Origin of the sequence: Pseudomonas sp. NPDC089392 (assembly GCF_044749595.1) — a bacterium.
Classification (GTDB): Bacteria; Pseudomonadota; Gammaproteobacteria; order Pseudomonadales; family Pseudomonadaceae; genus Aquipseudomonas.
This window is the reverse complement of record NZ_JBIVIF010000078.1, coordinates 1-12,749: the sequence shown is the minus strand read 5'-3', so window position 1 is coordinate 12,749 and position 12,749 is coordinate 1. Positions and strand designations below refer to the sequence as shown.

The 12,749-nt window shown below is 60.9% G+C and carries 12 protein-coding genes; 10 read left to right on the top strand and 2 right to left on the bottom strand.

Annotated elements, in window-relative coordinates; genetic code table 11:
• The coding region (locus ACIP1G_RS31420; RefSeq protein ID WP_400744387.1) for a hypothetical protein at positions 1 to 201 on the top strand (201 nt) is incomplete at its 5' end.
• A 103-nt stretch (positions 202 to 304) separates the two neighbouring features.
• Here the strand turns inward: ACIP1G_RS31420 and ACIP1G_RS31415 are convergent.
• Together ACIP1G_RS31415 and ACIP1G_RS31410 are read right to left on the bottom strand one after the other, a co-directional pair.
• Complete coding sequence (locus tag ACIP1G_RS31415; RefSeq protein ID WP_012274216.1) at positions 305 to 583, bottom strand: TfoX/Sxy family protein; 279 nt, start codon at positions 581 to 583, stop codon at positions 305 to 307.
• A gap of 238 nt (positions 584 to 821) precedes the next feature.
• Positions 822 to 2,384 (bottom strand): AAA family ATPase, encoded by a 1,563-nt coding sequence (locus ACIP1G_RS31410; protein WP_400744384.1) that lies wholly within the window; start codon positions 2,382 to 2,384, stop codon positions 822 to 824.
• A gap of 114 nt (positions 2,385 to 2,498) precedes the next feature.
• Between ACIP1G_RS31410 and mrcB the strand changes: the two genes are divergently transcribed.
• The 9 genes from mrcB (at position 2,499) to msrQ (ending at position 12,390) form a co-directional block, all read left to right on the top strand.
• Positions 2,499 to 4,820, top strand: coding sequence for a penicillin-binding protein 1B (gene mrcB, locus ACIP1G_RS31405; RefSeq protein ID WP_400744381.1), 2,322 nt, complete (start codon positions 2,499 to 2,501; stop codon positions 4,818 to 4,820).
• A gap of 15 nt (positions 4,821 to 4,835) precedes the next feature.
• On the top strand, positions 4,836 to 5,654 hold the full coding sequence (locus tag ACIP1G_RS31400; protein WP_400744378.1) for a tetratricopeptide repeat protein: 819 nt from the start codon (positions 4,836 to 4,838) through the stop codon (positions 5,652 to 5,654).
• On the top strand, positions 5,654 to 5,986 hold the full coding sequence (locus ACIP1G_RS31395; protein ID WP_400744375.1) for a YqcC family protein: 333 nt from the start codon (positions 5,654 to 5,656) through the stop codon (positions 5,984 to 5,986). Before ACIP1G_RS31400 ends, ACIP1G_RS31395 begins: the two co-directional genes overlap by 1 nt.
• 408 nt (positions 5,987 to 6,394) lie before the next feature.
• Positions 6,395 to 8,119, top strand: a complete 1,725-nt coding sequence (locus ACIP1G_RS31390; RefSeq protein WP_400744372.1) for an acetolactate synthase 3 large subunit — start codon at positions 6,395 to 6,397, stop codon at positions 8,117 to 8,119.
• A 1-nt stretch (position 8,120) separates the two neighbouring features.
• Positions 8,121 to 8,612: an acetolactate synthase small subunit gene (gene ilvN / locus ACIP1G_RS31385; RefSeq protein ID WP_003250040.1), complete on the top strand. Its 492-nt coding sequence runs from the start codon at positions 8,121 to 8,123 to the stop codon at positions 8,610 to 8,612.
• Between the two features lie 55 nt (positions 8,613 to 8,667).
• Positions 8,668 to 9,684 (top strand): ketol-acid reductoisomerase, encoded by a 1,017-nt coding sequence (gene ilvC / locus ACIP1G_RS31380; RefSeq protein ID WP_056795202.1) that lies wholly within the window; start codon positions 8,668 to 8,670, stop codon positions 9,682 to 9,684.
• 150 nt (positions 9,685 to 9,834) lie between these two features.
• Complete coding sequence (pssA, locus tag ACIP1G_RS31375) at positions 9,835 to 10,686, top strand: CDP-diacylglycerol--serine O-phosphatidyltransferase (RefSeq protein ID WP_003250045.1); 852 nt, start codon at positions 9,835 to 9,837, stop codon at positions 10,684 to 10,686.
• Positions 10,687 to 10,765: 79 nt separating this feature from the next.
• Positions 10,766 to 11,779 (top strand): protein-methionine-sulfoxide reductase catalytic subunit MsrP, encoded by a 1,014-nt coding sequence (msrP, locus tag ACIP1G_RS31370; protein ID WP_400744369.1) that lies wholly within the window; start codon positions 10,766 to 10,768, stop codon positions 11,777 to 11,779.
• Entirely contained in the window at positions 11,779 to 12,390 is a 612-nt protein-coding gene (msrQ, locus tag ACIP1G_RS31365) for a protein-methionine-sulfoxide reductase heme-binding subunit MsrQ (protein ID WP_400744366.1), read from the top strand. The genes msrP and msrQ overlap by 1 nt, the downstream gene beginning before the upstream one ends.
• The last annotated feature ends 359 nt before the right edge of the window (positions 12,391 to 12,749 follow it).

Here is a 12,749-nt window from a genome sequence, read left to right as displayed (position 1 = left end):
CCTCACAGGCGTGACTGGCCCGAAACAGATGTAGGAGCAGCCTTGTGCTGCGAAGCGCCGCGCGGGCGGCGCTCGATCTCACAGGCGATAAAAATCTTGTGCCAAGCACCTGGCAGCCAAAATGCTTTATCAAAGCAGGCAAAAAAAAGACCCGGCAAAATTGCCGGGTCAATAACCGTGATTAGCCTGATGAGGAGATAATCTGAGAGTCCGAACCAGGGGCTCTTAGCTTATCCAACCAGTCTCGCGACCAGTTGTGATAATCATAACAATTCTCATTTAGGCGTCAATCCCCTTTTCATGATTATTTCGGATTTTTTTGCGTAGGGCTTTTCGCATCCAGTTGTTGGTTGAGCGCCTCTTTGCGCTCAAGTGGCAAATCGTTCCAGTGCATGTCCAGCAGGGCACCTTCAATCGCATACAACAGCACCTTCGATGCGCGGAACCCTCGAGTCTTTACGGCCTGATACGCACCCACCGCGCCCAGGCGGCGTAGATCCGATGCACTGTGGATGCCGGCTGCGTGCAGCCACTGCGCAGAGGTCTTGCCAAGGTTCTTCAGATGCTGCAATTCATCGTTCATCGAGCCTCCTTGCGATGGCTGAACGGGGATTGGGGATAAATCGCGAGCAGGTCAGAGAGGAGTGTAGCGGGGGTTAGGGAATACGCGGCTTTTTGCCATCGGGGGTGATGAGATGTCCTGAAGGCATTTGCGGGGCCTGTGCCGGCCTCTTCGCGGGTAAACCCGCTCCTACAGGGCAGAGGTACCTGTGTAGGAGCGGGTTTACCCGCGAAGAGGCCAGCGCAGGAGTACGCTGAGCTTACAGCCCTGGCAAACGCTGGCGAATCTGTTCGATCACCTGGTCCATGCTGCCAGCGTCCTGGGTATCAACACGGGTGCTCTGCACCAGCTCCTGCGCATCCAGCGCCTCACGGCTGGCCTGCTGGGCCTTGACCACTTCCAGGGTGGCATCCGAAGGGTCGTTGTTCACGGCCTGGCGCTGCTCCAGCCAGCTGGCGATGACCGCGTCTGGCGCATGGCAGTCGAGAATCAGGAACGGTACACCGGTCTGGCTGGCAACGTCTGCCGCCGCCTGGCGCTGCTCGCGCTTGAGGTAGGTGGCATCCAGCACCACCGGGAAACCGGCGTGCAGTACGGTTGCTGCCACTTCGTGCAGGCGCTGGTAAGTGGCTGCGCTGGCGTCCTGGTCATAAATGCCAGTGCTCAGCTGGCCGGCCTCAGCCTGCTGCTGTTCGCCGAACAGGCGCTTGCGCTCTACGTCCGAACGCACGCGCACTGCGCCCAAGGCCTCGACCATGCGCATGGCCACGTGGCTTTTGCCCACCGCCGATACGCCATGGGTGATGGCCAGCAGGCGCGACGGGATGGCGCTGTAGCTTTCTGCCAGGTTGGCGTAGTTGCGGTAGGTGCGCAGGGTGGTGGCGCGCTGCACGCCATCGGCATCCGCCGGCATGCTGAACAGCGCCACTTTGGCCCGCACCAGGGCGCGATAGGCCTTGTAGAAGTTGAGCAGCTCCAGGCCTTCGTAGTCGCCAGTCAGCTCCAGGTACTGGCTGATGAAGCGCCGGGCCAGGCATTTCAGGCCGCGGTCTTCCAGGTCCATGGCCAGGAAGCCGGTGTCGGCATAGACGTCGGTCAGGCGGAACGGTTCGTTGAACTCGATGCAGTCGAAGATCACCACCTTGTCATCAATCAGGGTGGCGTTGCCCAGGTGGATGTCACCGTGGCATTCACGGATAAAGCCATTGGCCTTGCGCTTCTCCAGCAGGCCATGCAGGCGCTCGAAGCTGCTGCGGGCCCAGGCCTGCAGGGCGTCGAGCTGCTGCAGGTCGGCCTTGTCGCTGAGGAACGGGCGAATCTGCTCGAAGTTCTGCTCCACCGGTGCCATCACGCTGTCTGGCGTACCCAGCGGGTGCTCCACCGGCACGCGTGGGGCCTGCAGGTGGAACTCGGCAATCTGCCGGGCCATCTGGTCGATGTGCGCGGCGTTAAGCTCGCCATTGGCCTGCAGGGTGTTGAGCATCTGCCCCTGGGGGAACTGGCGCATCTTCAGCACGTATTCGATGGCGTCGCCTTCGCCACCGATCTGCGGTGCATCGGCGCTACCGGTGATCGGCAACACTTCCAGATACAGGCCGTCGGTCAGGCGCTGGTTCAGGCGCAACTCTTCGTGACAGAAATGCTGGCGCTGATCCAGGCCAGTGAAGTCGAGGAAGCCGAAGTTCATCGGCTTCTTGATCTTGTAGGCGTACTCGCCGGTGAGCAGGACCCAGGAGATATGCGTCTCGATGAGCTGGAACCCATCCACAGGGTGAGGGTACAGGGCTGGGTTCTGCAACGCAGTGATAAGAGCTTGGCTCACGGCAAATCCTTCCGGGGCAGGGAATTTGAATGCGCCATTATGGTCAATGGTGCCGTCCCTGCCTACCGCCGGGGCGTCTGCCCAGCCTTTATAAAGTGCGTATAATCCGCCGCCATGACCCGAACCCGAAATCCCCGTACCCCTCAGAAACGCCCGACCGGCCGCTCTCGCGCCTGGCTGGGCTGGGCTTTGAAGCTCAGCCTGGTCGGCCTGGTGATCGTCGCCGGCTTCGCGGTTTACCTCGATGCCGTCGTCCAGGAGAAGTTCTCTGGCAAGCGCTGGACCATCCCGGCCAAGGTGTATGCCCGGCCGCTGGAGCTGTTCACCGGCCAGAAACTGAGCAAGAACGACTTCCTCACTGAACTCGATGCGCTCGGCTACCGGCGTGAAAGCGTGGCCAACGGCCCGGGTGCGGCGGCAGTCAGCGGCAATAACGTCGACCTCAATACCCGTGGCTTCCAGTTCTACGAGGGCATGGAGCCAGCGCAGTTCGTACGCGTGCGTTTCTCCGGCGATTACGTGGCGGGCCTCTCCGGTGCCAACGGCAAGGCGCTCGACGTGGTGCGCCTGGAGCCGCTGATGATCGGTGGCATCTACCCGAAAAACCTCGAAGACCGCATCCTGATCAAGATCGACCAGGTGCCCAAGAACCTGCTCGAAACCCTGGTGGCCACCGAAGACCGCGACTTCTACAGCCACTTTGGTGTGTCGCCCAAGTCCATCGCCCGGGCCATGTGGGTCAACACCTCGTCCGGCTCGATGCGCCAGGGTGGCAGTACGCTGACCCAGCAGCTGGTGAAAAACTTCTACCTCAGTAGCGAGCGCAGCCTCAGCCGCAAGCTGACCGAGGCGATGATGGCGATGCTGCTGGAACTGCACTACGACAAGCGCGAGATCCTTGAGGCCTACCTCAACGAAGTATTTGTCGGCCAGGATGGCCAACGTGCGGTGCACGGCTTCGGCCTGGCCAGCCAGTTCTTCTTCAGCCAGCCGCTGTCGGAGCTGAAACTGCACCAGATCGCCTTGCTGGTGGGCATGGTCAAGGGCCCGTCCTACTACAACCCGCGGCGTTACCCCGACCGCGCCCTGGCCCGCCGCAACCTGGTGCTCGACCTGGTGGCCGAGCAGGGCGTGGCCAGCCAGGCGGAAGTCGATGCGGCGAAGAAGATGCCGCTGGGCGTGACCAAGCGCGGCAGCCTGGCCGACAGCTCGTTCCCGGCCTTCCTCGACCTGGTCAAGCGTCAGCTGCGCCAGGACTACCGCGACGAAGACTTGACCGAAGAAGGCCTGCGCATCTTCACCAGTTTCGACCCGATCCTGCAGATGAAGGCCGAAACCTCGATGAGCGAGACCTTCAAGCGCCTGGCGGGCCGCAAGGGTGCTGACGAGGTTGAATCGGCCATGGTCGTGACCAACCCGGAAACTGGTGAAGTGCAGGCGCTGATCGGTAGCCGCCAGGCAGGCTTCGCCGGTTTCAATCGGGCCATCGACGCTGTGCGGCCGATTGGCTCGTTGGTCAAGCCGTCGGTGTACCTGACCGCGCTGGAGCAGCCGAGCAAGTACACCCTGACCAGCTGGGTGCAGGACGAACCGTTCTCGGTCAAAGGTGCCGACGGCCAGGTATGGCGCCCGCAAAACTATGACCGCCGCCCGCACGGTACCATCTACCTGTACCAGGGGCTGGCCAACTCCTACAACCTGTCGACCGCCAAGCTCGGCCTGGAAGTGGGCGTGCCGAACGTGATCAAGACCATCGGCCGGCTGGGGGTGAATGTCGACTGGCCAGCCTTCCCGGCCATGCTGCTGGGCGCCGGCGGCATGTCGCCGATGCAGGTCGCGACCATGTACCAGACTATTGCCAACGGCGGCTTCAACACGCCAATGCGCGGTATCCGCAGCGTGCTAACCGCCGAGGGTGAGCCACTAAAACGCTACCCGTTCCAGATCCAGCAAACCTTCGACCCAGGGGCTATCTACCTGGTGCAGAACGCCATGCAGCGCGTCATGCGCGAAGGTACTGGCCGCTCGGTGTACAACACCTTGCCGCGGTCACTGACCCTGGCGGGCAAGACCGGCACCAGTAACGATTCGCGCGACAGCTGGTTCTCCGGCTTCAGCCAGGACCTGCTGGCGGTGGTGTGGATGGGCCGCGACGACAACGGTAAAACACCGTTTACCGGCGCCACCGGTGCCCTGCAGGTATGGACCAGCTTCATGAAAAAGGCCGACCCGCTACCACTGGACATGCCGCAGCCAGACAACGTGGTGCAGGCCTGGATCGACCCCTACAGTGGCCACGGGTCTGATGGCAGCTGTCCGGGAGCGGTGCAGATGCCGTATATTCGCGGCAGTGAACCGCCCGCCGGCGCGACCTGTGGCGGCGAGCAGAATCCCGCCGAGTCGGTCATGGACTGGGTCAAGGGCTGGATGAATTAAGCACAGGCTGCATTGATGAGGTGTGACGTGAACAAGTGGCTGTTTCCTGCCGTGACGGCGTTGGCTGTGCTCCAGGGGTGCTCCAGCGTCCCGCGCGGCAATATTCCGGTGGTCGACTCGAGCACCCGCGTGTCCAACAGCGAACGCGTGACGGCCAACCGCTCGGCGGGTGGCTATAACACGGGCACCGCGCAAGCGCAGACGCTGCCTGAAGACTCCGGCGTGACCGTGATGATCCCGCAGGGCGCTGGCGCTTCAAGCATCCAGACCTTCCCGGCGGGCAATGGCGCTGCGCCGATCAGCACTTCGCCGATTACCCCAGGGCCGATCACGCCTGGCCCGATTACTACGGGCCCGGTCAGTTCGGCGCCGGTGGCTACCAACCCCAACCCGATAGCCGACGAACCGTTCGACATCGCGGCGATGAACGGCACTTCGCAAAGCACCAGCGCGCCAACCGGTATTCCGCGCAACAGCGCCGCTACCGGTGGCCTGTCGGCCGATGAGCAACTGGACGGCCCGGTGCTGGCGCTGCTGACCACCGCCAAGACCCAGCAGGGCAGCGGTGACTTCAACGGTGCGGCTTCGAGCCTGGAGCGTGCCCAGCGCATTGCGCCGCGTGAGCCGCAGGTGCTGTACCGCCTGGCCCAGGTGCGCCTGTCGCAGGGTGACGCGCCGCAAGCCGAGCAGCTGGCGCGCCGCGCCCTGACTTACGCCAACGGCCGCCCGAGCCTGCAGGCCGAGCTTTGGAACACTATCGCCCAGGCCCGGGAAAAGCAGGGTGACAGCGCTGGCGCGGCATTGGCCCGGCAAAAGGCGCGGGTCAATTCGTGATGATCGAGCAACGTATTCTGGATATTGCCGACCACTTGCTGCTGATCGAGCGTGAACTGCAGGTACAAGGCTGGTGGGATGACGAGCCGCCGAGCGACGAGGCACTGGCCAGTACCGTGCCGTTCGCCGTCGATACCCTGCGTTTCGAGCAATGGCTGCAATGGATCTTCCTGCAGCGCATGAAGATCATCATCGAGCTGGGCCAGCCGCTGCCTAATGCCTCCAGCATCCTGGTCATGGCCGAAACGGTGTTTGTCGACCGACCGGAGCAAAGTCGTGAGCTGCGCCGCCTGTTGGCAGCATTTGACCAATTGATCGCTCCTTCCGCCTGATTTCTTCAGTTTTTCCTTCAAGGGCCGCAGTTTGTGGCCCTTTTTTGTGGAAATCTTATTAATTCTGCTGCTGAAGCGATTTTTAGTGGTGGCAGGAATTCATCTTGGGGAAAAATTGGCAATAATTTTTCTTGACTTGTGGCCGCCGAATCACAAGAATCCAACTTCCGCTGTAGAGGGACTGCCAGAAGCAGACCCGCTAAGCAGATCATGAGGTGCACACCCGCGCCGACCTGTTACACCCCGCAACGCGTTACCTCGCGCTGGGTGGGAAAACCCCGCAACACTCTGGGGTGCTCCCAATACTTGCTCAGTCAGTGCTGACGTTCGCTCATGCTCTGCTTGGCAGTAAACCTATTAAGACCCGCCCAGTGAGGGCGGTATTCTGGCGTTTTAGAGGTGAACAACGTGGAGCTTTTATCTGGCGCTGAGATGGTCGTCCGCTTTTTGCGTGACGAAGGCGTTAAGCACATCTACGGGTACCCTGGTGGTGCTCTCCTGCATGTTTACGACGCACTGTTCAAAGAACCGGAAGTGGAACACATCCTGGTTCGTCACGAGCAGGCGGCAACCCATATGGCGGACGGCTACGCCCGCGCCACCGGCAAAGCCGGTGTGGTGCTGGTAACCTCCGGCCCGGGCGCGACCAATGCCATTACCGGCATTGCCACCGCCTACATGGACTCGATTCCGATGGTCATCCTGTCCGGCCAGGTGCCTAGCACCATGGTGGGTACCGATGCCTTCCAGGAAACCGACATGATCGGTATCTCGCGGCCGATCGTGAAGCACAGCTTCATGATCAAGAACCCGACCGAGATCCCGGAAGTTCTGAAAAAAGCGTTCTACCTGGCGCAATCCGGTCGCCCAGGTCCAGTCGTGGTCGACATTCCAAAAGACATGACCAACCCGGCTGAAAAGTTCGAATACGTCTACCCGAAAAAGGTCAAGCTGCGCTCCTACAGCCCGGCGGTCCGTGGCCACTCCGGCCAGATCCGCAAGGCTGCAGAAATGCTGTTGGCGGCCAAGCGCCCGATCGTCTACGCCGGTGGTGGCGTGATCCTCGGCGGTGGCTCCGAAGCCCTGACCGAAATCGCCAAGTCGCTGAACCTGCCGGTCACCAATACCCTGATGGGTCTGGGTGGCTTCCCGGGTACCGACCGCCAGTTCCTCGGCATGCTCGGCATGCACGGCAGCTACACCGCCAACATGGCCATGCACAATGCTGACGTGATCTTCGCCGTCGGTGCGCGTTTCGACGACCGCGTGGTCAACGGGCCGGCCAAGTTCTGCCCGAACGCCAAGATCATCCATGTCGACATCGACCCGGCGTCGATCTCGAAAATGATCAAGGCCGACGTGCCAATCGTCGGCCCGGTCGACAGCGTGCTCAGCGAAATGCTCGGCATTCTCAAGGAAATCGGCGAGCAGCCTGACAAGGTGTCGCTGGATGCCTGGTGGAAGCAGATCGACGAGTGGCGTGGCAATGGCGAGCTGTTCCCTTACGACAAGGGCGACGGCAACGTCATCAAGCCGCAGAAAGTCATCGAGACCCTGTGCGAAGTGACCAATGGCGATGCCTTTGTCACCTCCGACGTCGGCCAGCACCAGATGTTTGCGGCGCAGTACTACCGCTTCAACAAGCCGAACCGCTGGATCAACTCCGGTGGCCTGGGCACCATGGGCTTCGGCTTCCCGGCGGCGATGGGCGTCAAGCTCAACTTCCCGGACCAGGACGTTGCCTGTGTGACCGGTGAAGGCAGCATCCAGATGAACATCCAGGAGCTGTCCACCTGCATGCAGTACGGCCTGCCGGTGAAGATCGTCAACCTGAACAACGGTGTGTTGGGCATGGTCCGCCAGTGGCAGGACATGGCCTACAACGGTCGTCACTCGCACTCGTACGTCGAGTCCTTGCCTGACTTCATCAAGCTGGCCGAGGCCTATGGCCATGTGGGTATCCGCATCACCAGCCTGAAGGACCTCAAGCCGAAGCTGGAAGAAGCGTTTGCGATGAAGGACCGCCTGGTGTTCATCGACATCGCGGTTGACCGCAGTGAGCACGTCTATCCGATGCAGATCAAGGATGGCTCGATGCGTGACATGTGGCTGAGCAAGACGGAGCGTACCTGATATGCGGCACATCATTTCCCTGCTGCTGGAAAACGAACCAGGTGCGTTGTCCCGAGTGGTCGGCCTGTTCTCCCAGCGCAACTACAACATTGAAAGCCTGACCGTGGCGCCGACCGAAGACCCGACCCTGTCGCGTCTGACGCTGACCACCGTTGGCCATGACGAAGTGATCGAACAGATCACCAAGAACCTGAACAAGCTGGTCGAAGTGGTCAAGCTTGTCGACCTGTCGGAAAGCGCTCACATCGAGCGTGAACTGATGCTGGTCAAGGTCAAGGCCACCGGTGCCCAGCGCGCCGAGATCAAGCGCACCACGGATATCTTCCGTGGCCAGATTGTCGACGTGACCGCCAGCGTGTACACCGTACAGCTGAGCGGTACCAGCGACAAACTGGACAGCTTCATCCAGGCGATCGGCACTGCATCGATTCTCGAAACCGTGCGCAGCGGCGTTACCGGCATTGCCCGTGGCGACAAAGTGCTCAGCATCTAAATTCAAAAATTAGCGATGGCTCCGCAGGGGCCGAGATATAACCAGGGGTATTTTCATGAAAGTTTTCTACGATAAAGACTGCGACCTTTCCATCATCCAGGGCAAGAAAGTCGCCATCATCGGTTACGGCTCCCAGGGCCACGCTCAGGCGTGCAACCTGAAGGACTCCGGTGTAGACGTTACCGTCGGTCTGCGTAAAGGTTCGGCTACCGTTGCCAAGGCTGAAGCCCACGGCCTGAAAGTTGCCGACGTTGCTACCGCTGTCGCTGCGGCTGACCTGGTGATGATCCTGACCCCGGACGAGTTCCAGGGCGCTCTGTACAAGAACGAAATCGAGCCGAACATCAAGAAGGGCGCTACCTTGGCCTTTTCCCACGGCTTCTCGATCCACTACAACCAGGTTGTTCCGCGTGCCGACCTCGACGTGATCATGATCGCGCCGAAGGCCCCGGGCCACACCGTTCGCTCCGAGTTCGTCAAAGGCGGCGGTATCCCTGACCTGATCGCTATCTACCAGGACGCTTCGGGCAACGCCAAGAACGTCGCCCTGTCCTACGCTGCTGGCGTTGGCGGCGGCCGTACCGGCATCATCGAAACCACCTTCAAGGACGAGACCGAAACCGACCTGTTCGGTGAGCAGGCCGTTCTGTGCGGCGGTACCGTCGAGCTGGTCAAAGCCGGTTTCGAAACCCTGGTTGAAGCTGGCTACGCGCCAGAAATGGCCTACTTCGAGTGCCTGCACGAGCTGAAACTGATCGTTGACCTCATGTACGAAGGCGGCATCGCCAACATGAACTACTCGATCTCCAACAACGCCGAATACGGTGAGTACGTCACCGGCCCAGAAGTCATCAACGAAGAATCCCGCAAGGCCATGCGCAACGCTCTGAAGCGCATCCAGGACGGCGAATACGCGAAGATGTTCATCTCCGAAGGTGCCACCAACTACCCATCGATGACCGCCAAGCGTCGTAACAACGCTTCGCACGGCATCGAAATCATCGGCGAGCAACTGCGCTCGATGATGCCTTGGATCTCGGCGAACAAAATCGTCGACAAAGCCAAGAACTAAGTAACATCGCAACATGAAAAACGCGGCTTCGGCCGCGTTTTTTCGTTCTGGCAGTCAGCTTCTGGTATAAAGCAGACCAGTGGCCTGCCGTCAGAACCTGTTTCGCGGGCCCGTGTCGAACATTTTCCATCCTGTTGCAAGGTACCCTCCATGAGCGAACGTCCCGAAGAGCCGAACAAGCCCTCCGACGCCGAAAGCCTGCTACCTGTCGATGAGCACGTTGAAGAAGGGCATGACGCCGAAGGCCGCAAGGTGCGCCACCGCGGCATCTACCTGCTGCCCAACCTGTTCACCACCGCCAACCTGTTTGCCGGCTTCTATTCCATCATCAGTTCGATGAGCGCGCAGAGCGCCCTGAGTGCCGGTGACCCGCGCGAGGCGAGCAAGTATTTCGCCTTTGCCGCCATCGCCATCTTCGTGGCCATGGTGCTCGACGGCCTGGATGGCCGTGTTGCGCGCATGACCAATACCCAGAGTGCCTTCGGTGCCGAGTACGACTCGCTGTCGGACATGGTCGCCTTCGGTGTGGCCCCGGCCTTGTTGGCCTTCGGCTGGGCGCTGGGTGACATGGGCAAGGTCGGCTGGATGGTCGCCTTCATCTATGTGGCCGGTGCGGCGCTGCGCCTGGCACGCTTCAACACCCAGGTCGGCACCGCCGACAAGCGCTACTTCATCGGCCTGGCCAGCCCGGCTGCTGCCGGTGTTGTCGCGGGCACCGTATGGGCGTTCAGCGACTACGGCATCCAGGGCTCCAAACTGTCGTTCCTGGTGGCGCTGCTGGTGGCTGCTGCCGGCATGCTGATGGTCAGCAACATCAAGTACAACAGCTTCAAGGAGCTCGATCTCAAAGGCCGCGTGCCGTTTGTGGCGATCCTTGCCGTGGTGCTGGTGTTTGCCGTGGTGTTCAGCGACCCGCCGCGCATTCTGCTGCTGATCTTCCTCGCCTATGCGGCATCGGGGCCGATCCAGTTCCTGCTCAAGGCTCGCCGGCGCAAAGCGTGAAAATCGCTTAATGCTGGAATAACCCTCCGGCTCCATAGTCTTACTGGTACATCCGTTATCCAGTGCTGTGGAGCCGTCCATGCTCATCAAGCTACCCAGGTCTTCCGAGTGCAAGGCGTCGGAGATCACCCCCGAAGGCATCTACCTTTCCCGTCGTACCCTGCTGGGTGGCTCCTTGGCCGGCTTGGCCTTGGGGGCGTTGCCCGGCATTGGCCATGCGGCCGAAGCTAGCCGTTACGCCGATGTCGAGGCGGGCAAGGCACCTGGCTGGTTCAGCGAAAAGCTTGCATCCACTCAATGGCAGGCAGTAACGGTAAAGGGTGAGGCGATCACGCCGTTCAAGGATGCCACCCACTACAACAACTTCTATGAGTTCGGGCCCGACAAGGGCGACCCGGCGGCCAATGGTGGCAGCCTGAAGACTGAGCCGTGGTCGATAGTGGTGGATGGTGAAGTAGGTAAGCCTGGGCGCTATGCGTTGGAAGACTTCGTCAAACCCTACCAGCTTGAAGAGCGCATTTATCGGCTGCGTTGCGTCGAGGCGTGGTCGATGGTCATTCCGTGGCTGGGGTTTCCTTTGGCGCAGGTGCTCAAGCAGGTCGAGCCGACTTCCAAGGCGCGTTATGTGCGCTTCGAGACGCTAAAGGATCCCGAGCACATGCCGGGGCAGCGTTCGGGTTTTGCCCTGATCGACTGGCCATATAGAGAAGGCTTGCGTCTGGATGAGGCGATGCACCCTTTGGCCATTCTGGCTGTTGGCATGTACGGGCGGGAGCTGGCTAACCAGAATGGAGCGCCTTTGCGGTTGGTGGTGCCGTGGAAGTATGGCTTCAAAAGCATCAAGTCGATCGTGCGCATCAGCCTGGTGGCCGAGCGGCCTGGTACTACCTGGGAAGGCTTGGCGCCGGATGAGTACGGCTTCTATGCCAATGTGAACCCGACTGTCGACCACCCGCGCTGGACGCAGGCGCGCGAGCGGCGCCTGCCCAGCGGGCTGTTCAGTCCCAATGTGCGGGAGACGCAGATGTTCAATGGCTATGCCGATGAAGTGGCGTCGCTGTATACCGGGCTCGACCTGCGGAAGAACTATTGATGCGTTACCCCTGGTTTCGTCTGGCCATCTTCGTGGTGGGGTGTCTGTTCCCCGCGTGGTGGTTGTATGAGGCGGCGATGGATCTGCTTGGGCCTGATCCCGGGAAGATCATGATGGATCGCCTGGGGCTTGGCGCACTGACCTTTCTGCTGGTTACCTTGAGCATGACGCCACTGCAGAAGCTGACGGGCTGGTCGGGCTGGGTCGTGGCGAGGCGGCAGCTGGGGTTGTGGGTGTTTGCCTATATCGTGCTGCACATCCTGGCCTACCTGTTCTTTATCCTGGGGCTGGATTGGGGGCAGCTGGCGGTAGAGTTGCGTAAGCGGCCCTACATTATTGTGGGGGCGTTGGGGTTTCTTGGGTTGCTGGCGTTGGCGGTTACCTCGAATCGGTATAGCCAGCGGCGGTTGGGGGCGCGGTGGAAGAAGCTGCACAGGTTGGTGTATGGGGTGTTGGGGTTGGGGTTGCTGCATTTTTTGTGGATCGTGCGCTCGGATCTGCGGGAGTGGGCGGTTTATGCGTTTATTGGTGTGGTGTTGATGGGGTTGAGGATTCCTGCGGCTTCGCGGGTGTTGCCTAAGGTTTTTCGGAGGCAGGGGAGGGCGGTTTGAGGGTGGGGTGGGGTGGGGCTGTCTATATATGGTGTTGGCTTTGAGAGGTGTCCGCCACAAGCCTTGCAGCGCCTATGAGGTCGAGCGCCGCCCGCGCGGCGCATCGCGGATAAATCCGCTCCTACATTTGTTGCAACGTGCCGAACCTGTTACGCCATGGTCGCCTGCCTTGGTGCATGTCTTGAGTCTTGCAAACCGCTGACAACCATGGCCTGTCAGGCATGGCCACGTTGCAACAAATGTAGGAGCGGATTTATCCGCGATGCGCCGCGCGGGCGGCGCTCGATCTCATAGGCGCTGATGATGTTGTGGCAGGCACTTGTCGGCCTTGATACGGCCTTCGCCGGGGATATTTCAAA